Origin of the sequence: Aeromonas sp. 600774, assembly GCF_049175075.1 — a bacterium.
Taxonomy (GTDB): Bacteria; Pseudomonadota; Gammaproteobacteria; order Enterobacterales; family Aeromonadaceae; genus Aeromonas; species Aeromonas veronii_A.
In genome coordinates, this window is record NZ_JAAKUJ010000003.1 from 1 (window position 1) to 25,266 (window position 25,266).

The following is a 25,266-nucleotide window of genomic DNA, read 5'->3' on the forward strand; positions in this document are numbered from 1 at the left end:
CCCGAGCGGCCAAAGGGATCAGACTGTAAATCTGACGGCTCTGCCTTCGAAGGTTCGAATCCTTCTCCCTCCACCATCATTCAGAAAACCCGGCCTAGCGCCGGGTTTTCGCTTTATCGCCAATTCACCTTTCCGCCCTTGTCAGATCTGACAGTTGCAATTGCATCCCAGCTTGCTCATCGTGGCATCATCAACATCAGAGTGTTCACATCATGTTTGAAGTCTGGGATGAGCATGGCCACGCAACAGGTCTGACACTGCAGGCACTCAAAATCAGAATCAGCAACGACTATCAGGGCGATCTGATGGTGCGCTACAGCAACAAGCTGGGACTCCCTACGACTCTTTTTCTGACAGTTCACAAGGGTATTGCCTATCAGCGCTTCAAAGCCGGCTCACCAAAACTGGACTGGGAGTGGCTGGCTGGCGCAGGTAATGGCCATACACCCCGCGATTTTATGAGTGAGCAGTTTCCCCTACTCCAGTTTTCCCTCGACAACAACTGACTCTTCATACTGTTCGCTTAAACGCATCAGCTCCCCGATGATTTGCTGTAGTTGGGCACGAAAGCGTGTCAGCTCGTCAGTACAAGCTGACGATCCAAACTGGCGGATTTTTTCTTCCAATCGCCATGCCTCTTCAGCCAGCTGCGGCGCCATCATCATACTGACGGTTCCTGCCTGACGATGAACCCAATTAGCCAGAGCCTTGTCATCCTGTGGTTGCTGCCCCATCGCTTGCTCAAGCTCCTGACGAAAGAGTGGGAACATCTGCCGCAACTTGTCACCTTGGCCAAAAAAAGCCGCCATGGCCGCGACATCAATCAAGGATGGTGATGGCAAGATACGCCACTTTTGCAGCATCTGACGCAAACCATCCAGCAGCACCGGCTTGCCCAGCAAATCATCCATGCCGGCGGCAAAGCAGCGTTCAGCCTGCTCAGGCATGACATTGGCCGTCATGGCAATGATCAGCAAGCGCTTCTTATCCTCCCCAGCCCGTACCCTGCGCGTGAACTCATAGCCATCCATCACCGGCATCTGGCAGTCACAGAGCACCAGATCATAGGGATACTGCGCGACCATCTCGAGGGCTTGCTGGCCATGCTCAGCCAGTTCGCAGTTCAGCTTGAGCTGCCCGAGCTGGCGTATCACCAGCTGCTGGTTAAGGGGATTATCTTCCACCAGCAGAACCCTACAGGGCAGCATGGGCTCGCACTCTGCGCTCTTTTGTATCGCTTGCGTAACAATCTCATCGCTCAAGGCCAGCTGGCGATAGCAGACTTCCCGCACTGCATGCCAGGTCATGGGATTGCTGTTGAGAATGTAACCCTTCTCATCACTGCGATAGCCAAGAGGGGTGGCCAGCGGCAGCACCCGGATAACGCCCTCAGCCACCAGGTCATGGTCACTGAAACGCAACTGAGCATTATCAGGGGGCGACGTTCGCGTGACTCCCAGCGCGTCAAGATGCAGTAACAGGGTGTGACACAGCTTATCGTCATGCAGTTCAATGCTGGCTTGCAGGCCATTGAGACGGAGATCCGGCTCTCGCTGTGCCAGAACAGGCAGCGTGACTGTCAATGTGATAAAGGTACCTAGCCCCGGGGCACTCTCCAGCCGGATCTCGCCCCCCATCAAGTTGGCCAGGGTCTGGCAGATGCTAAGCCCCAGGCCACTGCCACCATAACTGCGGGTGGTGGAGCTCTCAGCCTGTTCAAAGGCATTAAAGATCCGGTCACGCGCTTCGGGTGTCATGCCGATGCCACTATCGCGCACACCGAAGCGCAATTGCTGTTGCCCCTCCCTCTGTGCCAGCAGTTGCACCGAAATCTCGATAAAGCCCCGCTCGGTAAATTTGATGGCATTGCTGACAAAGTTGAAGAGGATCTGACGCAAACGCAGCGCATCGCCGCTTACCCGGGCCGCAACTCCGGCATCAGCCCACAAGTAGACGCGGAGCCCCTTGCGGTGTACCTCGCTCACCGTCATGGTCAGCACACTGTCAATCAGCTCACGCAGAAGAAACGGGGTTTGCTCGAGCTGCATCTTGCCCGCCTCCAGCTTGGCGTAGTCGAGCACATTGTCGATCAGTGCATGCAGCCCCTGAGCCCCACGGTTGATGATCTCCACCATCTGGCGCTGCTCCAGGGTCAGTTCGGTGAAGGTGAGTTGCTCCGCCATGCCGACGATACCATTCATGGGCGTGCGAATTTCGTGGCTCATGGTGGCCAGAAACTCCCCTTTCTGGGTGGCGGCCGACTCAGCCTTTGCCTTGGCCATGGCGAGTGCAGCCTCGACCTGACGACGACGAACTATCTCCTGACGTAGCCGCCAGTAAGCCACCGAGAGTATCAGGATAAACAGGGCAATCCCGATACCTATAGGGATCAGAGTTCTGATTAATTTATGCCAAGGGATCCCCTCGCTGTAGTTCAATGCCAACCAGCTATTGCGGATCTGCTGTTTCTCCTTGTCACTCATGCTGGCGAGCACCCTGTTAATCAAAGGCAGCAAGGGGGTGTAAGGCTCACGCACCGCTACGGCCAGCTCATCTCTGAAAGGCGTCGGCGCAACAATATGCAGGCTGTCATCAAACTGCTCATTGATGAGTCGAGATATCACTGCAAGATTGCCTATGTAAGCGTCTCCGCGACCAGACGCAACCATGGCTAGTCCCTCTTTCGGGCCGGAAACCACAGTAGTCCTGATATCAGGAATACGAGCACGCAGCTCTGCAACCAGCAAGCTATCGGTAACCACCAAATGCTTGCCCACCAATTCTGCAAATCCCCCAAACGTACTACTCGCACGAGACATGGCGATCACAACAGGAAACGAAGCAATCGGCTGGCTAATCTGCCAACCGCTAATACGCTTGATTATTCGGGTCGGGATGACAGCAATATCCGCATCTTGATGCAGCAATCCCTGTAACAATTCAGGCCAACTCTGATCAACGCGATATTGATAGGCAAGTCCTAGCTTGTCTTTGAAGACATTCATGTAATCGCCGATCAATCCTGTGAGCTTACCGTCACCATCTGAGTAGGAGAACGGTATCCACTTGGGAATAAAGCTCAACTTAAGGGGGGGCAGGCTCGCAAGCCAGTCACGTTCATCCGGTCGCAGTAAAAAACCACTATGCCCCTGAAAGTTAAGGTTATTGTCGCTCAACCAGCGTTGTTCCAGAGCGCTGCGCTCTTCAATGCTCAGCGCCTGGATCGCTGTATCAAAGCGAACCCCCAGCCTAGAGTTATGTTTGCTTATTCCCAGATGCAGGCTCTCCATCAACAAGGGAGCCTGGGCGACCACTGCCAGTTCTGGATGCTGGGCAATAAACTGATTCGTGACATGCAAATTGCCGATATAGGCATCGGCCCGCTTGTCCAATACGGCCTGGAGTGCCATGTCAGTGTCTTGAAACAGCAGTCGCTGTACCTCTGGATAATGCGCTCTCACCAGCTTTTCAGTCAGAAATCCTGCTTCTATCGCAATGCGCGATTTATTCAAACCACTGACATTTTTAAACAAAGGTGAATCATGCCGCACTACTACCACGGTCGGTGAAGAATAATAAGGCCGACTATAGGTCACGCACTCACTCTCTTCCGATCGAAAAGAGTCCAGCATAATATCCAATTGCCCTTTACAACTCGCTACGTATAGCTGGTTCCAGTCAGGATATGTTTTCCATTCAATATGATAATCAAGATTCCTTGCCAGGGTCGTGATCAATTCAACACTGAAACCGCTGGCATTATGTCCATCCCACCGCTGAAATGGCCCCCATCCTCCAGTTAATAACCCGACTTTTATTGTTGGTAATGAGTTGTTTTTATGAGCAGAGGCAGACGTCGTGAATATGCAGAAATGACATATCATTATGGCGACTATGCATCGGTATATGTTCATATGAAGACGACTCACTGTACGATTTCTGAAGGAGAGAGCATTATCTGAATACTAAAAAAGGTCGCGTAAAGTAGTATAGAAATGAAATGTTTGCTAGTGTAAATATTATTGTAATATTCATATAGGGCTCATCTATGTCTTCCAAGATCATTCTTGCCGACGATCATCCGCTTATACTGACCGGGATCCGCAGCCTTATTGCACAACACCAACCAGGTTGCGAAATTGTTGCCGAGGCACATCAGGTCTCCGAATTATTCAAAACATTGCAGCAACACCAATGCAATCTCTTGATAACTGATTTTAGTATGCCTGGTGACTCTCGCAGTGATGGCCTAGTGATGCTCCAAAATTTAAAAAGAAGCTACCCGGGACTCTCGATTATCGTGCTGACACAGATACAGAATGCCGGGATACTCCAAGCCTTGCTGCAGCTTGGGGTCAGCGGAATATTATTGAAGAAAGCCGTCATCAGTGAATTATCGGATGCCATTCGCCATGTCTTATCGGGCCAAAAATATCTTGGCCACTCAGTGAAAATGTTATTGGCGGAAAGCGGTATGGTTAACCCGGCCCAATCACAGCAACTGACACCAAGAGAGAGTGAAGTCGTGCGTTTATTAGCCAGTGGAATGTCTGTCACCCAGGTGGCCGAGTACCTGCATCGCAGCGTCAAGACCATCAGCACCCAGAAAAAGAGCGCCATGGTACGCCTCGGCCTGCAAAGCGATAGCGACCTGTTTCACTATGCCAAAGAGCAAGGGCTGGCCTGAACCTTGACCTTGGTGAATCACCCGAGCCTTAAATCGCGGCATCATAAATAAGGGTTACATTACCTTTATAAGTGCTGCCCGGATATTCCATCATCAAGGCCAGAACTGGCTTTTGCACTTTAAAGATGATGCTGCGTTCTTCATTTATGTAATATGGGTCTTTTATACCTGCTGTGAATAGCTTCTTAACGCCATGCGTCAAAGGAAACTCTTCTTTTGATTTATTTACATAAATCACATCAAGTTTGACTTGCATCCCGAGCCTTTCATTATTCAGCATACAGACTTCACCAATGGCATACTGGCAGTTCAGCCAGACATTAAAATCTGAACTACTCCATAGTCGATATGGTAACTCCGCTATCAAATAGGGAGGAATATGTGATTTCCCACGATAAATCCAGTCATGCCATCCACCAGGAGGTTGCAACACGACTTTGTCACCACCAGGAGGAAACTCTACCTTTATTTGATGTTGAACTTTTAATGTCAATTCTATTATCAGTTGATTATCTTCATATACCCCATTACCAAGATCGATATCTTTATTTTGGCCTACAGAGAGAATTATCGAACCGGTATAAATTCCATTTGGCATTTTCAGTGGGGAGGGTGGTGTTATTTTAAAACCGAAAAACATCGCTTGTATATTAGACGTGCCATCCACAGATAGTCCTGTATAACAAGATTTCCCCCCAACATCTCCCCATAATACGATCCAAGAGGTTAGATTAATATATCCTGCAACCTGCCGCTCAAGATAGCGACATCCACCTCGAGGATTTGTAAAGGATGTATTGTATATTTTCCAGCCATCATTTTGATTGACAACAGAATCAAAATGCACTCCTAACTTATCAGGCTTAAATAAAACCGAGAACTGTTGCCCTTTATCAGATGTAATAATCATGGTTTTGTTTCCCAACGAACTTAGAGAAACAAAGGAATCCCTTGTATTTGAAAAATCCTTTATCACATTTCGCTTTACTTTAGTTTTTAATGAAAATAATAAGCTATCAAGTGACATTACACCGCCACTACAGGATGAAAGCCACATTCCCTCACTGGTTTTCACACATTTTGTAGTGCTAACAAAGGTTCCATTATCAGCATCATAGACTGCAGGCTTATATTCAGCGGTCACTTTAACGACTGCAGCCTGACATGGAAATCCAAAGAGCAAGCCTGCTATTAACCACCAATATCCGTACATCGCACCAGCTCTCATTATCTCTTCCTGCTCAAGCATTTATTGACTGGCCCAGGCCTGGGTACTGCAAACTAGATCACCCAGTAACAACACAGCCTGTTGGCGTTCGGCTCGGGCCGTGTCCAGCGCCAGATCGCACTGCTGTGCTCCCTGATATTCCACCTGCAAGCTGGGATTGCGCTCGCTCATCTCCACCGCAAAGAAGCCATCTGCCTCGCTGACTGTGCGGCCCGCGTGGTTGACCACCATGGCGCCTCTCAAGGGATCGCCCTTCTCATCCAACAATCGACCGATGACGGTTACTGTCTGCATGACCCTGACTTTGTGATAGGCCACCCCCCCCTTGTTGAGATGATAGGGCAGCACGTTGGGGCGAATGCTCACCGAGGGCGCATCGTGCTCTGCCAGATCCAGCTGCACGGCACCGCTGCGATAGGCGGCTACGGGTATCAGATTGCGACCGGGCCGCAACTTGATATTGCTACCCTGATCGTCATCGGCGCGCAGAGTCAGCTCGGGCATATCGGACTCCAGGTCCACTATCATGCCCGCCTCGAACCCTTGCGATTGACCTGTCATGGTCAAGCTGCCCTCATCGCCAAACGCCAAGGTACTGTCGAGGTTGAGCCCCCCGCTCAGCGCCCGGTTATAGGAGGATGATTGCAGGTGGGCATCACCACTGACCAACTCCCCCTGAAACTTGGCGTAGCCTGCCGTGCCAACGCCGTAACTGTCGGTAGTCAAGTTGGCCCCCACGCTCTGCAGTGCGCCCCACTCCAACTGTTGCTGGTACCCGAGGGAGGCGTTGCGCTCCTGCCCACCGGAACGAGAGGTTCGACTGCCGATACCGATGGCCAGTAGGCTATGCTCTCCTCCCAGATTCATGCTCAGGGAGAGCATGCCGCCCCTGTCCCTCGCATGATCGGTACTGATGCTACCTGGCCGGTCAAACACCGTCAGGTTCCAACTCACCGTATGACCAAGCAACTCTCCGTTGTAACGCCAGCCCAGATCTGCCCCCAGCCCACGCCCCACCTGGTGTGCCAGATAAAAGTTGGCGGAGTGGCACTCATCGAGCCGCTGCTGCAACGACAGGTTGCTCTGCTTGAGGTCACGGCTCTCCTCTCCGACTTTCCCATGCTGGCGCTGCTGCTGGTGGCTCAGCACCAGGCTACCTTCGCCATAATGGTACAAAGCCTGCAGATCGAAGCCGCTGCCCAGCGCCTGTGTCGCCATCAGGTTGCCAAACAACCGCCACTGTTTATCCAGGCTCCAGTCGGCAGAGAGACCATGCTGCCAGCGCTGGTCGATATACTGGCTGGAGGCCCCGACTACCACCGAAGGGGTGAGCAGATGGTTGAGCATGACGCCGCTGCTCAGAGGCCGGGCCGTGTCCTCCTCCCAGTTGCTGAACAAGCGGGTCTGCTGGCCCACAAACAGGTTGAAGCGCCAGCTTTCATCCGGGTTTTGCCAGTTCATCGGCTTGTAGATCATCTCTCTGCGCCGCTCGGTGACTTGGCCATCTTCCAGCACATGCAGCTCCACCTCGTAGATGCCGGTGGGCAGCACTTTGGTATCCAGCGCCTGCAAGCCGGAGAGCACCTGCTGCGAGTTGATGAGCTGCCCATCTCGATAGATCTCGACCATGCCGGGTCGGCTCGGGGTGACATAGACAGGTGTGGTACTGACTTGGCCCTGCTCTATCAACAGGGTGTCGGAGTCACCCAGCATGACCCCCAGCACGGTCGGAGTGCCGCCGCCAAACAGGGTGGGCTGACGCACCAGCCCCTGGGCATAGGGCGAGAAGTAGCCCAGCCGATAGAAATGTCCTGTACCTTCGTGTTCGGCATAAAGTTGCTGCACATGATGCTGAGCCGCCTGCCCGCTGACAGACTGGCTCACTTCTCCCTCCAGCAGCGGCGTCCACTGTCCTATGCTGCCCTGTGCCATCAGGTTGTAACGGCCACTGCGCTGCTCCCCTTCCCCCTGGATCAGGTTCAACTGGTGGCGCAACAGGGCGCCATAGCTGCCCCCGCTGGGCAGGTTGTGATAACGGGTCAGCGGCTGCCCCTTCTCGGCACCGGCCGTCAGCACCGACAACTGGGAGTTCTCCAGGCTGTACTCCAGCGCCAGCACTTCGTCGGTACACTGATTCTGACATGGGCCCAGTCGATGGGATGCCGTCAACACCTTGCTCCAGCGCTGGCGGTCCCGTTCTTCCAACTCGCTCTCGTGGCCGTCGGTCAGAGCCAGCAGTTGTACACTGGTGTCTTTGCCTAGCACTATCTCGCCTTCCCCCAACAGTTGCCCATCCACCAGGATGCGCACCGTCAGCGGGACGCCGAAGAAGTAGTCGGCAAAACCATCAGGCAAATCTTCTGCTTGTTGTAGCAGGTCAAGGGGTTGTGCAACATGCCCCCCCGTAGCCCAGGCAGGTACACACAATGCAACCAGGATCAACAGGAAAGAGAAATACGACACGACCTATCTCGCTCTTCTAAGCAAAGACAAAAAGGCTCCCCCGATACAGGGAGCCTCCATCAATCGGCTTATGCGCCGCCTTTAGGGGCTTCCGATTCAAATATCATGTTCACTACCCCCTGGTAGTTGCCTGGCTTGTAGCCAGTGACCGGGGCATCCACCGGGATCACTTCCAGCCCCAACAACTTGCCGGTCTTGGCATCATCAGCCTTCATTACTTCAACGGAGGTGGTCGACAGGGCGACACCACCCACCTTAACGGTCAGGGGAATGTTGTCGTTGCCGCTGGCCATCACGGCCGGGTTGGTCAGGTAGCCAGTGATGGCGCCGATCGTGCTCTTGGCATCCAGCTGTTTGCTCAGCTTGTCCAGCTTCTTGGTATAAGGGTTGTAGGCCAGCTTCTGCGGGGTGCTCATCCAGTTGTCCCCGCCGGTCGGCTGCACATAGAAAGCTTCGGTCGGGATCTGGGCGGTCACGGTGACCTGATGCTCGACACGTTCGGCAGCCATCAGATTGGCCGACACCAGCATGGCCAGGGGCGCAGCTATCCATACTTTCATTACTCTCTCCTCTCTCGGATATAAGAAACATCAGTGACCAATCACCATGTTTCTACTATTGTCGCCCTCTATCAGCACAAATCGATAGAGGCGATCGCTCTTCTTCATCAACTGCTTTTTCATATTTGGCAGCAGATGAATCTTGGTCGGGCTGGAACAATTTGTTTTCCGTTCATTACATTCTTCAAAAAAATCCAGTATGAGTGTTGTGTTGCCTTTATTGATGATGGTGGTCATCTTCTCATCTTCAATAATTTGGGTATCAAAGTGACTTTTTCTTGGCATCACGAACAGGATTGAGCCGAATCCGGTCAATATATTTACACCAGCGGAGACCTGTTGTTGTTCTTTCTGAATTGCACCGGCATCAATATCAAAGCTGTCTTCTGCTCTGGGCAACACAGGAATAAACCGAACCCTGAAGTAGCGCTCTTTATCGCGATCTCCCATAAACAGAAAACGGGTTGCCTGCACACCACTTGCCGGAATAATGAGCCTGGAAGGACTTGCAACCAGTGCTCGATTACCTTCTGTCAGCTCCGGCGACTCCTGTGGCATACCATCACTGTCATAGGTGATTTCATGGATGGCCACCTTTACAAAGGCTGTTGCATCACCCTGATTACGAACCCGTTTCAAATAGGTGCTCTGTTGTCCTGACATGTAGTCATAGAGCGTGCCAATACTTATTTCAGCTGATGCAAAAACATTTCCACATATTAAGCAGAAAAGAATTGAAATGAACTTCCTCATAAATTTTTATCCAAAAAACTGCTGCGAGATTTTTATTTGCCCTACATTGTGTAAATTTATATATTTTTGCAAACCACCCGAAAGGATATCGATGACACTACTTTACGAGTCACATGAACCACTGTTAATCAGAATATTCTGATATTGACTTCAAAAAACACCGCCGACATATCAGACAATTCCTACAGGCTTTCTCACGCATCTCTGCTGTATTATCCGCACCCCTTATCAGTCAACAGGTGAGTGCCGTGTTTGCATTTCGAGAAGAGTACCCAATAAGTGACATGGCAAGCATCGCAGTAGCCGATCTTGCCATGCCCTTTTATCAGCCAATCATTGGCCAGGATCATCAGGTCAAGGGTTACGAGGTACTGGCCAGACGCTGGGAGCCTGCCCGGCAGAACTATCATGGCATCGACTTTGCGTCCCTCAGTGAGGAGCAGTCTCTACATCTGGACATCGTCATGCTCAGAGCCATCATGCGTGATCTACCGACTCTGGCGAAAAACGGTCCCTGTTTCCTCTCCATCAATCTCAACCCGGCACTGAACAGCCCCACCTATCAGAACCTGTTATTACTGGTGCTGATGCAGGCGCGCAAGGTGGGGATCGACATATGGTTCGAAGTAGTGGAGTACGCCCCGCTACAGCGCAAGGCGTTGGCCCTGATCGAGGTACTGCGTAGCCACGGTGCCCATATCGCGTGCGATGACTTTGGCACCCTGGAGTGCAACTTCCAGCGCATGCTGGCGATGCCTTACGAGATCATCAAGCTGGACCGCTCCCTGTTGCTGCAAGCCACCAAGAGTAGCCATGCCCTACGGATGCTAACCGGCCTGGTAGAGTACTTGCAGCGGCTCGGTATGAAGGTGGTGTGCGAAGGGGTTGAAACCCAGCAACACATCGAGATCGCCAACCAGCTCGGCTGTGACTATCAGCAGGGCTATGCCCATGCCATGCCCTCCCCCCTCTCACGCTGGGCCTGAAAGGCCCCATTGATCACGTCGACTCCAGCCCCTGCCAAATTGCATGATACGGTGAGGACGAGTACAATCTCGCACCCCGTTTATCCGGCGCATATTGTTTATAAACGTACAGCCCGGATATGCCGTTATCGGGTAGCGGTCCGAGTATCTACTCCCCCCGCAGCTCAAGCCATACGATGCCATCAGGTGGCGTCGTCCTGATTTGCAATCAGACATAAAGAGTCAGCCATGTTTAAACCAGAATTGCTCTCCCCCGCAGGTTCCCTCAAGAACATGCGTTACGCCTATGCCTATGGTGCCGATGCCGTCTATGCCGGCCAGCCCCGCTACAGCCTGCGGGTACGTAACAACGAATTTGATCACGAGAATCTGCAACTCGGCATCAACGAAGCCCATGCCCTGGGCAAGCAGTTCTACGTGGTGGCCAACATCCAGCCCCACAACTCCAAGCTCAAGACCTTCATCCGCGACATGCGTCCGGTGGTGGAGATGAATCCGGATGCGCTGATCATGTCCGACCCCGGTCTTATCATGATGATGCGTGAAGCCTTTCCGGATATGCCCATTCACCTCTCGGTGCAGGCCAACGCAGTCAACTGGGCCACGGTGAAATTCTGGCATCAGATGGGCCTGACCCGGGTCATCCTCTCCCGCGAACTGTCGCTCGACGAGATCGAGGAGATCCGCATGCAGGTGCCGGAGATGGAGCTGGAAGTGTTCGTCCACGGGGCACTGTGCATGGCCTACTCCGGCCGCTGCCTGCTCTCTGGCTACATCAACAAGCGTGACCCCAACCAGGGCACCTGCACCAACTCCTGCCGCTGGGAGTACAAGGTGCACGAAGGTAAAGAAGATGAGGTAGGCCAGATCGTCCACCGTCAGGAGCCGATCGCCGTGCGTCCGGACAACACCCTGGGACTTGGCAAGCCGACCGATGCGCTGGTGCTGCTGGAAGAGTCCAACCGCCCGGGCGAGTACATGAGCGCGTTCGAAGACGAACACGGCACCTACATCATGAACTCCAAGGACTTGCGCGCCGTCGAGCATGTCGAGCGACTGACCAGGATGGGCGTTCACTCGCTGAAAATCGAAGGTCGTACCAAATCCTTCTACTACTGCGCCCGTACCGCACAGGTCTATCGCAAGGCGATCGACGATGCAGTGGCAGGTCGCCCGTTCGATCGCAGCCTGATGGGCACCCTCGAGAATCTGGCCCACCGCGGCTATACCGAGGGCTTCCTGCGCCGTCACAACCACAGCGAATACCAAAACTACGACTACGGTTACTCCGTCTCCGACACCCAGCAGTTCGTCGGCGAGATCACCGGTCGCAACGGTGACATGGTCGAGGTCGAGGTAAAGAACAAGTTCCTGGTGGGCAACAGCCTGGAGCTGATGACCCCGCAGGGCAACCTCAGCTTCAATCTGGAGCAGATGCAGAACCGCAAGGGCGAACTCATCGACACCGCACCGGGCAACGGCCACGTAGTCTATGTGCCGGTGCCGAAGGAAGTGGACGTGAACTACGGCATCCTGCTGCGCAACCTCGGTGAGCGTCAGGATACCCGTCAGCCCCACTCGGCCGCCTGAGATGGCACTGCTCATCACCGACAAGTGCATCAACTGTGACATGTGTGATCCCGAGTGTCCGAACCAGGCCATCAGCCTGGGTGAGGAGATTTACGAGATCGACCCAAGTCGCTGCACCGAGTGCGTCGGTCACTATGAGAAGCCGACCTGTATCAGTGTCTGCCCTATCGACTGCATCATCTGGGATCCCGCTCATGTGGAAACCGAAGATCAGCTGATGGAAAAGTTCGTCCGGATGCACCGGCAGTAACTCAGGCATCAGCGTCTGCAACTCGCAGACTGCATCATCCGGAATCCTGCTCATGTGGAAACCGAAGATCAGTTGATGGGGACGTTTGTGCGGATGCACCGACAGTAAAACGAAAAAAGGCCGAGCAATCGGCCTTTTTTGATCCTGTGTTCAGCAACTGGCCATCACTTGCCGATCAATCGACTCAGCTTGTCCAGCTCCCGCTGGGCCTCCAGCATCCTGGTCTGGGACTCCTCCAGCTTGGCCTGTTGCTTGGCAATTTTCTCCGGCTTGCCACTCACTCTCGCCTCCTGCAACTCGAGCAGGCGTTCGTCCACCTCGCCACGCAGCTTGTGAACCCGCTCTTTCTGCTCCTTGAGCAGCTCCTCATCGGTGCAGTTGGCCTTGATATTGCGCGCAGCCTGTTCCAGGCCGGCAATCTGTCCGGCATTGTTGTGAGCTTTGGCAAACACCAGTTGGTCGTTGACGGCCTGCAGACGAGCCTTGCAGCCGACAGCTTCACTGCCATAGGCATGACCCGCCAACAGCAGCAACCCTATTCCTACACTTTTCCACATCTCGATTCACCCGGTCATGTTTGCGAACTGACCATAAGAACCGTGTTTCGCTAACGGGTCAAGCAAGCAGGGAAAAGGTGCGACAGAAGTTGTGCGACATCACGCTATCGTCATCCGGTTGGTTCTACAATGACGCTTTTTAGAATCAGGAGTCTCTTATGAATCAACAGATTGTGGTGATCGCCAATGGCGCCCCCTATGGCAGCGAATCCCTGTTCAATGCCCTGCGTCTCGCTATCGCCCTGAGCGAACAGGGTGGCGCCAGCCTTAAGCTGTTCCTGATGTCAGATGCGGTGAGTGCGGCACTGGCCGGTCAGGCACCGGCCGAAGGGTACAACCTGCGCCAAATGCTGGAGATCCTGCTGGCTCAGGGCGTCACCATTCGCCTGTGCAAAACCTGCACCGATGCCCGGGGCATCACCGCCCTGCCACTGATCGAGGGCATTGAGGTCGGCACCCTGCCGATGCTGGCCCAATGGACCCTGGCGGCCGACAAGGTGCTGACCTTCTGAACCATAAGGGGCTGGCCAGCGGCGAAGTCAGCCCGGTTAGCCTATCACCGACTCCTGCCGGGCACTTCGCCGACCATGATGTCGGGCGCCAGCTTCATAAAGCGCAAAAATCGCCACACAAAGCAGCGCCATCAGCACATAGAGCAGCTGACCGCTCCACTGCTCGAGGATCCAGCCTCCCAGCAGGGCGCCGGCGGCCCCTCCCAAACCGGCCAGTGCGCTGGCGCCAAAATAGCTTCCCTTGAGGTGGGTGGGGGCCATCTGGTCGATCAGCACGTTGAGCAGGGGGAACAGGATGGTCTCGCCGATGCTGAGCAGCAGCACGGCGCCAAACCAGTGGCTGCGCACCATCGGGTCCCCCAGCGCGAAGAGCAGCTGGGCCGCCAGAAAGAGCGCCATGCCGATATGAAGCCGTACCCGCACCGGCCAGCGTGACAACAAGCGCAGCAGCGGAAACTGCAGCAGCACCACGGTCAGGGCATTGGTCGCCACCAGCAGAGCAACCAGCTCGGCCACCTGCGGCATACCGGCCCGGGTCAGGTACTGCACCAGCGGTGAGTGAAACTGGGAGTAGACCAGCACCATCAGGAGATTGGCCATCACCAGCAACAGGAAGGCGCGATCCGCCAGCAACACCTTGATTGCATCCCGCAAGCCGGGCCCGGCAGTCCCCGGCTTGCCTGTGCTGCCAGCCCGGCGAAAGCCCCAGCCAAAGGCCAGCGCCAGCAGCAAATAGCTCACCACCAGAAACAGGAAGGTCTCCTGCTGGGCGTTGATCCCGAGGGTCACCCCGAGCAGCGGCCCCAGCGCCGCCCCCAGGTTGAGCAGAAAATAGCGCAGGTGCAGTGCCAGCTCCCGCGCCTTGGCCGAGGCCAGACTGTCGGCCATCAGCGCCTTGCCGGGGGCATCGATGAGCCCCGACGAGAGGCCGCTGCCCATCACTCCTATCCCGAGCCAGAACACCGCATGGGAGAAACCGAGCAGACCGAAACAGATCATCGCCACCAGACAACCGGCCAGCAGTATGCTGCGCCGCCCGAAGCGATCAGAGAGCCAGCCGCCGTAGAAACTGACCAGGGTAGAGAGGGCCATCGAGCCACCCAGCAACAGGCCGATGAAGGTGGCCGAAAGGTCATACTCCCGATAGAGCAGAATGGAGAGGAAGGGCCACACCATGTAGTAGCTGGTGCGCACCATGAAGGTGCCCAGAATGACGATCCAGACCAGCGGGGTAAATTGCCTGAAGGTGCTCCATGACATCGCTATGCTCCATGCCCCGCAGCTCTTACCACAAGATCCTGTCATAAACGGGGAAAGCATTCAGTTGTAACAGAGGGCCTCAATAGAAACAACCCTCGCTCACCGACAAGGTGCGACCGGATGCAAAAAGGCCAGCCGATGGGCATCGGCTGGCCTTTTTATCACAGGATTTCTCTCTGGCTAGCGCCAGGGGCTCTGCTGCCACAGCCGCCCAATTCCTGCCTCGAGCGCCTGCGCGCCCTGCTGCCCCAGCTTCTGGGTCAGGCTTTTTGGCTTGCGATAGCTGATGCCGATCACCTTGTGGTGGCTGGCCTGCGCCAGCAGGTAGTCATCGCTGGTGCAGAGGGTATCCACCAACCCCAGCCCCTTGGCCTGACTCGCCAGCCAGTGTTCACCGGTCGTGACCTGATCGATATCGAGTTGCGGGCGGTGTTCGGCCACAAAGGCCTTGAAGCGCTCGTGGATCGCCGCCAGCTCCTCGCGAAACTTCTCGCGCCCCAGATCGTCGTTCTCGCCGAACATGGTGATAGTGCGCTTGTACTGCCCGGCGGTGTGCATCTCGAATTCGATGTCATGCTTTTTCAACAACTTGTTGAAGTTCGGCATCTGGGCGATCACCCCGATGGAGCCGACGATGGCAAAGGGGGCAGCCAGGATCTTGTCCGCCACGCAGGCCATCATGTAGCCGCCACTCGCCGCCACCTTGTCGATAGCCACGGTGAGCTTGATGTCACGATCGCGCAGCCGCTGCAGCTGGGAAGCGGCCAAGCCGTAACCATGCACTACGCCACCACCGGATTCGAGCCGCAGCAGCACCTCGTCGCCGGGCTGGGCGACGCCAATCACCGCGCTCACCTCCTCGCGCAGGGAGGCCACCTCTTTGGCATCCATGCTGCCGTTGAAATCGAGCACGAACAGGCGGCTTCGCTCATCACCGGCCTTGGTGCGTTTTTTCTGCTCTTCCTTCTGCTGCTTTTCCATCACCTTGCGCTCAGCCTTGCTGGCCAGCGCGCTCTTGAGGGCAAATTGCCCCTGTTCCAGCTCGCTCGAGAGATCGGTCACCACCAGCTCACCCTTGCGCGCTTTCGGCTGGCGAGTGCTGACGATCATCAGGATGATGGCGCCGATGGCCAGCAGAAAGGTCACTGTCTTGGCCAGAAACAGGCCATATTCGGTCAGAAATGTCACGATGGACTCCAGAATGGATCGGTTTTCGTCACATTCTAGGGAGTTTGGTGAATGCGCGCAAAAAATCGCAGCCAGTGCCCGGAAAAACCAACCAGAGCATCACAACCTCTCTATTTTCTTCACATTTTTCTTGCCGCTGGCTGGTCAAACAGGCGCGCGGATCAGTACACTTGGCGCCGATTGCCATGCACTTATGGCCGGAATTTGTTAACAGGAGTTGTCATGCTCGATTATCAGGCACCCCGCGATCTGCTCAAGGATAAAGTCATTCTGGTCACCGGTGCCGGCGACGGGATCGGCCGCGAAGCCGCCCTCACCTACGCCGCCCACGGTGCCACCGTGATCCTGCTCGGCCGCACCAGCGCCAAACTCGAAGCCGTGTATGACCAGATTGAAGCGGCCGGTTATCCGCTGCCCGCCATCGTGCCGGTGGATCTGAAAGGGGCCACCGCCGCCCACTACCGCGGCATGGCCGAAACCTTCGCCCAGCAGTTTGGCCGCCTCGACGGCGTGCTGTTCAACGCCGGTCTGCTCGGTACCCTCTCTCCGTTTGAACATATTCAGGAGAAGGAGTGGGACGAGGTGATGCAGGTCAACGTCAAATCGGAATTCCTGCTGACCCAGGCGCTGCTGCCGCTGCTGCGCCAGACCGCCAAGGCGCAGGGCGATGCCTCCATCGTCTACACCTCCTCCAGCGTGGGACGCAAAGGGCGCGCCTACTGGGGCACCTATGCCATCTCCAAATTTGCCATCGAGGGGATGATGGAAGTGCTGGCCGACGAGCTGGAGAACACAGGCGTGCGGGTCAACACCCTCAATCCGGGCGGTACCCGCACCAAGATGCGCGCCAGCGCCTTCCCGGCGGAAGATCCCATGAACCTCAAGACCCCGGCCGACCTGATGCCGCTCTACCTCTACCTGATGGGGTCGGACAGCCGCGGCAAAACCGGCCAGACCTTTGTGGCTCAGCCAAAATAAACAGGCGTATCAGCCCAAATAAATCAATAAAATACCCAGAGTGTTGTGCGGCAAGGGTTAAATTGAATAGGGGGCACAGGCTCCCTGTTCGAACCACTGACCATCCTATCTCCAATCAGGTTGAACTATGTTTCGTCCCAAGAGCACGTTTGAGCAATGGCGGATCTTTCAGGCGGTGGTCGACTGCGGCGGCTACGCCCAGGCGGCCGAGGCGCTGAACAAGAGCCAGTCCTCCCTCAATCATGCGGTTGCGAAGTTGCAGCAGAGTCTGGGGGTGCCCTTGCTGGAGGTGCGCGGCCGCAAGGCAGTGCTGACACCGGCGGGCGAGATCTTCCTCAAGCGGGCCCGTCAGTTGAGCCAGCAGGTGGAAGAGCTGGAGAATCTGGCCAACAACCTGGAGCGGCAGTGGGAGCCGCAGATCAACCTCTATGTCTCGGCGCTGCAGCCAAGGGATCGCCTCTATCGGGCGCTGGCCAGCTTCTATCCTCGCAGTCGGGGTTGCCGGGTCAACCTGCACGAACGCATTCACTGCCACTTCAACGCCCTGCAACCGGGGGATCTGATGCTCTCCGAGCACCTGCCCGGCGATCGCACCGGCCTGTTGCTGGACGAGGTGTGCCTGCTGCCCCTCTGCGCCGCCAGTCATCCGCTGGCACAGGAGGAGGGGGCGATCCGCAGCGATGTATTGACCAGCCACAACCAGATCAGCCTGCATCCCCCCATTCACCGTTCGGTGGACTGGAACGATGCGGATGACACCGGCTGGAAGGCGACCCACTACCACGAAGTGCTCGCCATGCTGCGCCTTGGCCTCGGCTATGCCTGGCTGCCGCGCCATCTGGTTGAGCGGGAGCTGGCGGAAGGTTCACTCATACAGCTGGATCTGGAGAGCGGCAACGAGCGCCACCTCTACACCTATCTGCTGACCCTCTCCCCCGAATCCCTCGGCCCTGCGACCGAGCTGCTGCTGCGCTGCCTGCGTAACGAGTATCAGGGCGAGTCATCGCAGCTCCCGCACGCCCAGTCCCAGCACGATAAATAACAGCCAGATCCCCCGTCAGACGTTGGGCACCCGCCAGCTGGCGGCCAGTGCCACCAGCGCCAATCCCAGCGCCACCATAAAGACCCCGTGGAAACTCCACACCTCCGCCACCACACCGGCGATAGCCCCTGCCATGATGGAGCCGGTGCGGATGCTGTTGGCAAACAGGGTAGTCGCCACCCCGGCTCGCCCCGGCATCAGATCCTGAAAGTAAGACATGCCGATCCCCGCCACGATACCGATGAAGATGGCGTTGAACAGCTGCAAGGCGATCAGGGCGTATTGGTCGGTGAGGGTCACCAGACCTGTGTAAAAGGCCGCGCCAGCCAGCACCGCCAACAACATCATGGGGCGCTTGCCAAAGCGCGCGGTGTAATAACCCGCCAGCAGCATGAAGGGGATCTCCAGCGCCGCCGCCGTGCCCATCAGGATACCAGCAAGCTTCTCATCCATCCCGAGCTCCCGGGTGATATAGAGCGGCATATTGATGAGGTACATGCTGTTACAGGTCCACATCAGGGTGGAGGCGATAAAGAGCGCCCGCACCGCCGGATCACGCCAGCTGCTGACCCGCTCTGTCTCTTCGGCCATCTTGGGCAAAGGGAGAGAGGGGAGCCAGCGCCACACCACCAGGGCGCAGAGCAGGTAGGCCAGTGCCGAGGCCAGGTACATCAGCTCGAAACCGTAGCCGATGGCCAGCGCAAAGGCGATGGGCGGGCCTATGACCCAGGCCAGCGAAAACTGGGCCCGCATCACCGAGCTGAACATATCAGCCCGCCGGTTGCGGCTGTCGGAGTACTCCCGCGCCAGCGCAAACAGCTGGGGACTGGCCGTGGCCGCCAGCGCCGCCAGCATCACCCCCAGACTCGCCAACAGCCAGTAGTTGCGGTTCCAGGCAAACAGCAAGGAGAGCGCCACCCCGGCAAAACAGCAGCGCAGGATCAGTCGCTTGCGATCCCCCTTGTTGTCGGAGCGGTGGCCCAACAACTGGCTGACCAGTATGCCCACTACCGCATTGATGGTATAGAAGAGCCCTACCAGAAAGGGGCGCACCTGCACCTCTTCGGCCAGAAACAGACTTAAGGTAGGCACCTGCAGTGCCACCGCGACGCCGGTCATAAAGGTCACGGCAAGAAACGAAAGAGAGACGGGGTCCGGGCGTTTGACCGCCGCTATCGACAAGCTCATAGGGTTACCACTGATTGGAAGGACGATACGGGCTAACGGGCGGCAGCCGTATGAAAATTCGGCGCCTATCTTATGTCACTATCAAGAGCGGGCTCAAGGATGGCATAAGCAGGTGTGCGCCTTGCGAGGGAGGCCGCGACCCCGTAGAGTGAAAGCCCATCCTGCCAGCACAAGGAGTTCGCATGTTTGATTTTGATCAGGAAGTAGACCGCAGTGGCACCATGAGCCTGAAATGGGACAAGTACAAGGGTCAGGATGTGCTGCCCATGTGGGTTGCCGATACCGACTTTGTCTCCCCCCCGTCCGTGATTGAGGCGTTGACCAAACGGGTCGCCCACGGCATTTTCGGCTATTCACGCCCCTCGCCGCGCCTGATCGAACTCATTATCGAACGGATGGCGACCCGCTATGGCTGGGCCATCGAGCCCGAATGGCTGGTATTCCTGCCCGGCGTGGTGCCGGGGCTCAACCTTGCCTGCAAGGCGTGGAGCCAGCATGGCCGCGGCATCATCACCCCCAAGCCGGTCTACTACCCCTTCCTGCAGGCGCCGGGCTTCAATGATCGTCCCCTGCTCACCGTGCCGATGGTTGAAGAGGCGGGTCGCTGGGTGCTGGATCTGGCAGAGCTGGAGCGTCAGGCCCCCGCCGCAGATCTGCTGCTGCTCTGCAACCCCCACAACCCGGGCGGCACCATCTTCACCCGTGACGAGCTGCTGGCCATCGATGCCATTGCTGCGCGCCACAATCTGGTGATCTGTTCCGATGAAATCCACTGCGATCTGCTGCTGGATAAAAACGCCCGCCACATTCCCTACGGCGCCATCAGTGCGCAAGCGGCCGAGCGCTGTGCGGTGATGATGGCCCCGAGCAAGACCTTCAATATCGCCGGTCTCTGCTGCTCCTTCGCTATTATCCCCAACGCCCGTCTGCGCTTCAGGCTACAGCAGGCGATGCGCGGCATCAGCGCCGACGTCAATCTGCTGGGCTTTGTCGCCGCCGAAGCGGCCTATGAGGGTGGCGAACAGTGGCTGACCGAGCAACTCGACTATCTGGCGGCCAATCTGGCCCTGATCCAGCAGGCGGTTGCCCGCTGGCCCGGCGTCAAGCTGGCCAACCATCAGGCGACGTATCTGGCCTGGATCGATGTGGGCGCCCTTGGCCTTGCCGATCCCATCGCCTTCTTCGAGCAGGCCGGCGTTGGTCTCTCCCCCGGCGCCCAGTTTGGCGACGGCCAGTTCGTGCGGCTCAACTTCGGCTGCACCAGGGCACGGCTGACCGACGCGCTGGCGCGGATGGAGCGGGCAATCCTCAACCACAGCAAGCCCTGATCAGCCAGCAACGGGATGGGCAAGCCCCATCCCTTTTTCCCTGTGTCATCAGCCAGCGGTCAACTCAGTCAACGGTCAATTATGTCTCTACGGATCTTGCATCACCTTCTGCTCCCCCTCTGTGCACTCTCTGCGCTGCTCCCCTTTGGCAGCCAGGCGCTGACTATCGGAACGGGCCCGCTCAATGGGGTCTACTACCCGACCGGTGGCGCCATCTGTCGGGTGCTCAATGCCGGCCATGCCCTGCATGGGGACAGCTGCACCGTGCAGAGCACCCGTGGCTCGATGGCCAACCTCAAGGCACTCGACAAGGGGGACGTACAGCTGGCGCTGGTGCAGTCCGATGTGTTGCACCACGCCCTGCACGGCACCGGCCCCTTCAGCGGGCAGGGGGCCAACAATGAGCTGCGCAGCCTGTTTCGCCTCTATCAGGAGTCGCTGACCCTGCTGGCCGCCCCCAATAGCGGCATCACCACCTTGGCAGATATCGAAGGGAAGCGGGTCTATCCGGGCAACAAGGGCGCCGGTGAACAGATCACCAGCCAGGCCCTGATGGCAGCCATGGGATGGCAACCCGGGCAGTTTGCTGCCTATCAAATCAAGTCGGACAGCGAACCGCTGGAAGGGCTGTGCGATGGCTCGCTGGATGCCGCTTTTGTGGTAGCCGGTCACCCCAGTCTGGCGGTCGGCGACCTGATCAGCCGCTGCAAGGTGCGCCTTATCCCCATCGAAGGGGAGCAGATCGACAGGCTGCTCAAACAACACCCCTACTACCAGCGCAGCCGTATTGCCGCCAACCTCTATCCGGGACAGACTACTGCCATCAACAACATCGGGATGAGTGCCGAACTGGTGGCGCTGGCCAGCCTGCCGGACCCCATCGTCCGTACCGTGCGCGATACCCTGCTGGCCCGGGTCAAACAGTTCAGTCGGCTGCATCCTGCCCTGAGCAAGGTGACCCCCGAGCAGTTGCAGGCGCAGACCGAGCTGCCCCTCCATGCTGGGATGTCGGATCAACCGCCAGCTCCCTTGTCACTGACTCCCGAGCAGTTAACAGCGGAACAGCTGACACCGGAGCCGTTAACACCAGCACCATCGACCTCGGAAGCGGTGCCCACGACAGAGCAGGTGAGTGCCGCCGACGGGACGACTGCTCCCCTTGAAGCGCTCTCTGACGCGACCGCCACCAGCAGTGCCGCAGTGGCAACAGAAGCCACAGAGGTTAATCCCTTGCCCGAAGAGGCACTTGAGGTCACCTCCGAGCTCACTGCTACGCCGACCACCGAGGGGGAAAGAGTGGCTCCCTCTGCCGCAGCGTCAACGGTTCCATCACCATCGGCTGCAGTGTCGACTCAGTTGCCACAGAGCGCCTCTGCGGCCACTGCGCAGCAAGAACAGGCAAACCATCCTGCCAGCAGCGCAGTTGCTGACGAAACCCCACCGCAGGATAAAACCGACACGCCTCCCGCCCCTGCCACCAGTGCAGCCACACCGCCGCAGCACTGAGTGGCCAGCTCCCACAAATGCATCAGGGCAGCTTCGGCTGCCCTGATAGTTGATATGCGTTCGATAGTGGCGAAGTCGATTGGCTTGTTCACCTTGCCGTACCGCTACGGCTCCATCACCCGGGTCAGATAGGGGTTGGGCTTCTGGATCTCCTCCTCCACCCAGTGCAGCAACTGCTTGATGGCCCGCGATAACACCTGATTCTGGCGCACCACGTAGCCCAGACTGGTACCGGGAAAGTCGCCGAGGCTGGTGACCGGCGCGGTGAGGTTGAGGCGCGGATGCAGGGAGAAGTCCGGCACGATGGCGACACCAAAGCCCGCCTCGGCCCAATCGAGCTGGGCGTCGACGCTGCCCACCTCCATGATGCGGCAAGGGGGTAACGCCAACAGCGGCAGGGACGGGTCGATCAGCGCCCGGGTGCGGGTGTCGTGACCGAGCAGGATCAGGGTCGGCTCGTCGAGGGGGTCGCTCTCTCCCGCCACCGCCCGCGCCTGCCAGCGGGCAAGGCCGTGGCCCAGCGCGCACCAGGTCACCTGTTGCAGTTCGGTATAGAAGAGCGGCTCGCTGCGCTTTTGCGCCATCACGAAGCCCAGATCCGCCTTGCCCGCCTTGACCAGCTCGGCCGCCTGATCCGAAGTGGTGTTGAACAGGGTGAGGTCGATGCCGGGGAACTCCCGCTTGAAGCGCTGGAACGGCTGGATCAGCAACAGCCGGGAGATGATGTCGCTGGCGGCGATAGCCAGCGTCCCCTGACTCAGCTGGTTGAGGGCATTGAGATCGGACTGGCAGAGCTGCAACTCGGCGATGGTGCGCTCGGCGCTTTGCAGCAGCCGCTCCCCCGCCTGCGTCAGGCGAAACGGACTGCGCTCGATCAGCCGCACCCGGGTCGCCTGCTCCAGCCGCTTGATATGCAGGCTGACATTGGGCTGGGTCATGTGCAGCTCGGTGGCGGTCTGGCCAAAATGTTGCAATCGGGCCAGGGTGACAAAGGTTTGCAGCCAGTGAATATCCAGCATAAGAGTCCCTCAACCCGCGAGGTGCGGGGCTTGCCAGGCAAAATCGGACGGTTTGCCGCTTAATTGGCCATAATTATATGGTTCTCTTATCGGAATTATAAAGATAATTAATTTTTCTAATCCGCATCAGGCTCCTAGGATGGACGCCTAACGTCTTAGGAGAAAGAGTCATGTCGTCTATCGTAGTCGTAGGTGCTAACTGGGGTGATGAAGGCAAAGGCCGCATCGTGGATTATCTGGCAGGTCAAGCTGGCGCCAGCATTCGCTTCCAGGGCGGCAACAACGCTGGCCACACCGTGGTCAACGACCTTGGCACCTTCAAGCTGCACCAGGTTCCGAGTGGCGTATTCAACCCGGATTGCCTGGTTGTCCTCGGCCCGGGCATGGTTATCAGCCCCGAGAAACTGACCGTCGAGCTCGAGGAAGTCAAAGCCTCCGGCGTGACTCCGAAGCTGGCCATCTCTGACCGCGCAACCCTCTGCCTGCCGCTGCACGCACTGGAAGATACCCTGGAAGAGCAACGTCTGGGTGACGGCGCCTATGGCTCCACCCGTCAGGGCATCGCCCCTGCCTACGGCGATCGCGTGATGAAAAAAGCGATCCTGGTCGGCTGGCTGAAACAGCCGGACGTACTGGTCGAGCGCATCCAGTTCATGCTGGACTGGAAACTGCCGCAGATGAAGGCTATCTACCCCTCCTTCGAATTCACCCAGACTGCCCAGGAGATGGCCGACTGGCTGCTGGAAGTCTCTGCCCCCTGGATCGACGCAGTGTGCAACGTCAGCATGCCGCTCAAAGCGCTGCAGGCCGAAGGCAAGACTCTGCTGTTCGAAGCCCAGCTGGGCGCTGGCCGTGACCTGATCTACGGCGAATACCCCTGGGTGACCTCCTCCCACGTATCTGGCGCCTACGCCGGTATCGGTGGCGGTCTGCCGGGTCTGCGCCCGGAGCGCGTCATCGCTGTGGCCAAGGCATTCAGCTCCTCTGTCGGTACCGGCACTCTGCTGACCGCCATGGAGAACCAGGACGAGTTCCGCAAGATCACCAACGAGTTCGGTGCCACCACCGGCCGTCCCCGTGATGTCGGTTACTTCGACGCGGTCGCCACCAAGAACGGTGTCGAGCTGCAAGCCGCCACCGAAGTGGCCCTGACCAAGCTGGACTGCCTGACCGGTCTGCCGGATCTGAAGATCTGCGTGGCTTACGAAGGTGCCCACACCGAGAACCCGATTTGGCCGCAAACCGCTGCCCTGAAGCCGGTTTACGAGCAGATGGAAAGCTGGAGCGAAGACATCACCGGTTGCCGCACCTTCGAAGAGCTGCCGCGCGCTGCCCAGCAGTACGTGCTGCGTATCGAAGAGCTGCTCGGCGTACCGGTTCCGATGGTTTCCGTCGGCCCGGGCCGTGACGAGATGATCCTGCGCTAAGCCGCACCTCTTATCGTCAAACAAAAAACCGGCATCCCTGATGCCGGTTTTTTTATGGCTGCCGTTTACCTTCTTGCCATGAAACCACCAAAAGGCTCAATTAACTCACCAATCGACCTCACCTTGAGTCGTTCTGCAACAAAATCCTGTCCCACCCTCGCTAAAGTGAACCCGTTACCACACGAGGAGTCACCCGATGAAATTGCTCAAACAGAGTGCCCTGTTGCCACTGCTCTGCCTGACGGCCATGCCAGCCTTTGCCATGACCCTGAAGAGCACGGATATTCACGAAGGCCAGCTGATGGCCAAACAGTTCAGCTTCAACGGCTTTGGCTGCAGCGGCGACAACCACTCGCCCCAACTTAGCTGGCAGGATCTGCCGGCAGGCACCAAGAGTGTTGCCATCACCGCCTATGACCCCGATGCCCCTACCGGCAGCGGTTGGTGGCACTGGCTGGTGGTTAACCTGCCTGCCACCCAGAGCGAACTGGCCAGCAATGCCTCAGGCAAGCTCAAGCAGGGATTGGAGATCCGCACCGACTTTGGCAGCCAGGGTTATGGCGGCCCCTGCCCGCCCGCTGGTCACGGCATGCACCGCTATCAGTTCACCGCCTGGGCCCTGCCCCATGATCTCGAGGTGAAGGCTGATACCCCGCCGGCTATGGTAGGCTACATGCTCAACAGCATGGCGCTCGGCAAAGCCACCCTGACCGCCACCTTCGTCACCCCCTAGGAGCCAACCGG

Annotated in this window: 22 protein-coding genes; 12 read left to right on the forward strand and 10 right to left on the reverse strand. The window is 57.3% G+C overall.

The window, feature by feature from the left end; translation table 11 throughout:
* Nucleotides 1-212 precede the first annotated feature (212 nt).
* Entirely contained in the window at nucleotides 213-506 is a 294-nt protein-coding gene (locus G5171_RS04305; RefSeq protein WP_005347735.1) for a hypothetical protein, read from the forward strand.
* Here the strand turns inward: G5171_RS04305 and G5171_RS04310 are convergent.
* Nucleotides 477-3,884, reverse strand: coding sequence for an ATP-binding protein (locus G5171_RS04310; protein WP_421250625.1), 3,408 nt, complete (start codon nucleotides 3,882-3,884; stop codon nucleotides 477-479). The two genes, G5171_RS04305 and G5171_RS04310, sit on opposite strands and share 30 nt — an antisense overlap.
* A gap of 164 nt (nucleotides 3,885-4,048) precedes the next feature.
* Here G5171_RS04310 and G5171_RS04315 point away from each other — a divergent pair, with 164 nt between their 5' ends.
* The gene (locus G5171_RS04315; RefSeq protein ID WP_216978263.1) at nucleotides 4,049-4,687 is read left to right on the forward strand and encodes a response regulator; all 639 of its coding nucleotides are present in this window, start codon (nucleotides 4,049-4,051) and stop codon (nucleotides 4,685-4,687) included.
* A 28-nt stretch (nucleotides 4,688-4,715) separates the two neighbouring features.
* Here G5171_RS04315 and G5171_RS04320 read toward each other — a convergent pair whose 3' ends face one another.
* From G5171_RS04320 to G5171_RS04335, 4 genes are all read right to left on the reverse strand, one after another.
* Nucleotides 4,716-5,915, reverse strand: a complete 1,200-nt coding sequence (locus G5171_RS04320) for a hypothetical protein (protein ID WP_216978262.1) — start codon at nucleotides 5,913-5,915, stop codon at nucleotides 4,716-4,718.
* Between the two features lie 21 nt (nucleotides 5,916-5,936).
* The gene (locus G5171_RS04325) at nucleotides 5,937-8,270 is read right to left on the reverse strand and encodes a CS1-pili formation C-terminal domain-containing protein (RefSeq protein WP_421250626.1); all 2,334 of its coding nucleotides are present in this window, start codon (nucleotides 8,268-8,270) and stop codon (nucleotides 5,937-5,939) included.
* Between the two features lie 176 nt (nucleotides 8,271-8,446).
* Entirely contained in the window at nucleotides 8,447-8,938 is a 492-nt protein-coding gene (locus tag G5171_RS04330) for a CS1 type fimbrial major subunit (protein WP_216978260.1), read from the reverse strand.
* A gap of 30 nt (nucleotides 8,939-8,968) precedes the next feature.
* Nucleotides 8,969-9,691 carry a hypothetical protein gene (locus G5171_RS04335; RefSeq protein ID WP_421250627.1) on the reverse strand — a complete coding sequence of 241 codons (723 nt, stop codon included), beginning with the start codon at nucleotides 9,689-9,691 and terminating at the stop codon, nucleotides 8,969-8,971.
* A gap of 248 nt (nucleotides 9,692-9,939) precedes the next feature.
* Here G5171_RS04335 and G5171_RS04340 point away from each other — a divergent pair, with 248 nt between their 5' ends.
* From G5171_RS04340 to G5171_RS04350, 3 genes are all read left to right on the forward strand, one after another.
* Complete coding sequence (locus G5171_RS04340) at nucleotides 9,940-10,677, forward strand: EAL domain-containing protein (protein ID WP_421259881.1); 738 nt, start codon at nucleotides 9,940-9,942, stop codon at nucleotides 10,675-10,677.
* Nucleotides 10,678-10,905: 228 nt separating this feature from the next.
* Nucleotides 10,906-12,267, forward strand: coding sequence for a tRNA 5-hydroxyuridine modification protein YegQ (gene yegQ / locus G5171_RS04345; protein ID WP_421259882.1), 1,362 nt, complete (start codon nucleotides 10,906-10,908; stop codon nucleotides 12,265-12,267).
* 1 nt (nucleotide 12,268) lies between these two features.
* Nucleotides 12,269-12,517, forward strand: coding sequence for a YfhL family 4Fe-4S dicluster ferredoxin (locus G5171_RS04350; protein WP_005334896.1), 249 nt, complete (start codon nucleotides 12,269-12,271; stop codon nucleotides 12,515-12,517).
* 164 nt (nucleotides 12,518-12,681) lie between these two features.
* On the opposite strand, the gene G5171_RS04355 is transcribed toward G5171_RS04350, so the two are convergent.
* On the reverse strand, nucleotides 12,682-13,074 hold the full coding sequence (locus tag G5171_RS04355; RefSeq protein WP_421250628.1) for a DUF1090 domain-containing protein: 393 nt from the start codon (nucleotides 13,072-13,074) through the stop codon (nucleotides 12,682-12,684).
* A gap of 158 nt (nucleotides 13,075-13,232) precedes the next feature.
* Here G5171_RS04355 and G5171_RS04360 point away from each other — a divergent pair, with 158 nt between their 5' ends.
* Entirely contained in the window at nucleotides 13,233-13,586 is a 354-nt protein-coding gene (locus tag G5171_RS04360) for a DsrE/DsrF/TusD sulfur relay family protein (RefSeq protein WP_309506906.1), read from the forward strand.
* Between the two features lie 36 nt (nucleotides 13,587-13,622).
* Here G5171_RS04360 and G5171_RS04365 read toward each other — a convergent pair whose 3' ends face one another.
* Both G5171_RS04365 and sohB read right to left on the reverse strand, forming a co-directional pair.
* The gene (locus G5171_RS04365) at nucleotides 13,623-14,846 is read right to left on the reverse strand and encodes an MFS transporter (RefSeq protein WP_421259883.1); all 1,224 of its coding nucleotides are present in this window, start codon (nucleotides 14,844-14,846) and stop codon (nucleotides 13,623-13,625) included.
* Nucleotides 14,847-15,026: 180 nt separating this feature from the next.
* A complete protein-coding gene (gene sohB / locus G5171_RS04370; protein WP_421259884.1) occupies nucleotides 15,027-16,034 on the reverse strand; it encodes a protease SohB in 1,008 nt (335 codons plus the stop codon).
* Between the two features lie 222 nt (nucleotides 16,035-16,256).
* Here sohB and G5171_RS04375 point away from each other — a divergent pair, with 222 nt between their 5' ends.
* Complete coding sequence (locus G5171_RS04375; RefSeq protein ID WP_005334909.1) at nucleotides 16,257-17,012, forward strand: YciK family oxidoreductase; 756 nt, start codon at nucleotides 16,257-16,259, stop codon at nucleotides 17,010-17,012.
* 127 nt (nucleotides 17,013-17,139) lie between these two features.
* Nucleotides 17,140-18,054 (forward strand): LysR family transcriptional regulator, encoded by a 915-nt coding sequence (locus G5171_RS04380; protein WP_139460472.1) that lies wholly within the window; start codon nucleotides 17,140-17,142, stop codon nucleotides 18,052-18,054.
* Nucleotides 18,055-18,069: 15 nt separating this feature from the next.
* Here G5171_RS04380 and G5171_RS04385 read toward each other — a convergent pair whose 3' ends face one another.
* A complete protein-coding gene (locus G5171_RS04385; protein ID WP_421259885.1) occupies nucleotides 18,070-19,242 on the reverse strand; it encodes an MFS transporter in 1,173 nt (390 codons plus the stop codon).
* Nucleotides 19,243-19,424: 182 nt separating this feature from the next.
* On the opposite strand from G5171_RS04385, the gene G5171_RS04390 reads away from it, so the two are divergent.
* Both G5171_RS04390 and G5171_RS04395 read left to right on the forward strand, forming a co-directional pair.
* The gene (locus tag G5171_RS04390) at nucleotides 19,425-20,570 is read left to right on the forward strand and encodes a MalY/PatB family protein (RefSeq protein ID WP_421259886.1); all 1,146 of its coding nucleotides are present in this window, start codon (nucleotides 19,425-19,427) and stop codon (nucleotides 20,568-20,570) included.
* An 81-nt stretch (nucleotides 20,571-20,651) separates the two neighbouring features.
* Complete coding sequence (locus G5171_RS04395; protein WP_421259887.1) at nucleotides 20,652-22,076, forward strand: TAXI family TRAP transporter solute-binding subunit; 1,425 nt, start codon at nucleotides 20,652-20,654, stop codon at nucleotides 22,074-22,076.
* Nucleotides 22,077-22,180: 104 nt separating this feature from the next.
* Here the strand turns inward: G5171_RS04395 and G5171_RS04400 are convergent, their stop codons facing one another.
* Complete coding sequence (locus G5171_RS04400; RefSeq protein ID WP_005353868.1) at nucleotides 22,181-23,095, reverse strand: LysR family transcriptional regulator; 915 nt, start codon at nucleotides 23,093-23,095, stop codon at nucleotides 22,181-22,183.
* A gap of 170 nt (nucleotides 23,096-23,265) precedes the next feature.
* On the opposite strand from G5171_RS04400, the gene G5171_RS04405 reads away from it, so the two are divergent.
* Together G5171_RS04405 and G5171_RS04410 are read left to right on the forward strand one after the other, a co-directional pair.
* Nucleotides 23,266-24,522 carry an adenylosuccinate synthetase gene (locus G5171_RS04405; RefSeq protein WP_005347796.1) on the forward strand — a complete coding sequence of 419 codons (1,257 nt, stop codon included), beginning with the start codon at nucleotides 23,266-23,268 and terminating at the stop codon, nucleotides 24,520-24,522.
* 196 nt (nucleotides 24,523-24,718) lie between these two features.
* Nucleotides 24,719-25,255: a YbhB/YbcL family Raf kinase inhibitor-like protein gene (locus G5171_RS04410; RefSeq protein WP_069526371.1), complete on the forward strand. Its 537-nt coding sequence runs from the start codon at nucleotides 24,719-24,721 to the stop codon at nucleotides 25,253-25,255.
* Nucleotides 25,256-25,266: the final 11 nt, after the last annotated feature.

Bases quoted from the DNA above. Each gene is read 5' to 3' on its own strand.
- G5171_RS04305 (WP_005347735.1), top strand. From the start codon at position 213: ATGTTTGAAGTCTGGGATGAGCATGGCCACGCAACAGGTCTGACACTG.
- G5171_RS04310 (WP_421250625.1), bottom strand. From the start codon at position 3,884: ATGATATGTCATTTCTGCATATTCACGACGTCTGCCTCTGCTCATAAA.
- G5171_RS04315 (WP_216978263.1), top strand. From the start codon at position 4,049: ATGTCTTCCAAGATCATTCTTGCCGACGATCATCCGCTTATACTGACC.
- G5171_RS04320 (WP_216978262.1), bottom strand. From the start codon at position 5,915: ATGAGAGCTGGTGCGATGTACGGATATTGGTGGTTAATAGCAGGCTTG.
- G5171_RS04330 (WP_216978260.1), bottom strand. From the start codon at position 8,938: ATGAAAGTATGGATAGCTGCGCCCCTGGCCATGCTGGTGTCGGCCAAT.
- G5171_RS04335 (WP_421250627.1), bottom strand. From the start codon at position 9,691: ATGAGGAAGTTCATTTCAATTCTTTTCTGCTTAATATGTGGAAATGTT.
- yegQ (WP_421259882.1), top strand. From the start codon at position 10,906: ATGTTTAAACCAGAATTGCTCTCCCCCGCAGGTTCCCTCAAGAACATG.
- G5171_RS04350 (WP_005334896.1), top strand. From the start codon at position 12,269: ATGGCACTGCTCATCACCGACAAGTGCATCAACTGTGACATGTGTGAT.
- G5171_RS04355 (WP_421250628.1), bottom strand. From the start codon at position 13,074: ATGTGGAAAAGTGTAGGAATAGGGTTGCTGCTGTTGGCGGGTCATGCC.
- G5171_RS04360 (WP_309506906.1), top strand. From the start codon at position 13,233: ATGAATCAACAGATTGTGGTGATCGCCAATGGCGCCCCCTATGGCAGC.
- G5171_RS04365 (WP_421259883.1), bottom strand. From the start codon at position 14,846: ATGTCATGGAGCACCTTCAGGCAATTTACCCCGCTGGTCTGGATCGTC.
- G5171_RS04375 (WP_005334909.1), top strand. From the start codon at position 16,257: ATGCTCGATTATCAGGCACCCCGCGATCTGCTCAAGGATAAAGTCATT.
- G5171_RS04380 (WP_139460472.1), top strand. From the start codon at position 17,140: ATGTTTCGTCCCAAGAGCACGTTTGAGCAATGGCGGATCTTTCAGGCG.
- G5171_RS04385 (WP_421259885.1), bottom strand. From the start codon at position 19,242: ATGAGCTTGTCGATAGCGGCGGTCAAACGCCCGGACCCCGTCTCTCTT.
- G5171_RS04390 (WP_421259886.1), top strand. From the start codon at position 19,425: ATGTTTGATTTTGATCAGGAAGTAGACCGCAGTGGCACCATGAGCCTG.
- G5171_RS04395 (WP_421259887.1), top strand. From the start codon at position 20,652: ATGTCTCTACGGATCTTGCATCACCTTCTGCTCCCCCTCTGTGCACTC.
- G5171_RS04400 (WP_005353868.1), bottom strand. From the start codon at position 23,095: ATGCTGGATATTCACTGGCTGCAAACCTTTGTCACCCTGGCCCGATTG.
- G5171_RS04405 (WP_005347796.1), top strand. From the start codon at position 23,266: ATGTCGTCTATCGTAGTCGTAGGTGCTAACTGGGGTGATGAAGGCAAA.
- G5171_RS04410 (WP_069526371.1), top strand. From the start codon at position 24,719: ATGAAATTGCTCAAACAGAGTGCCCTGTTGCCACTGCTCTGCCTGACG.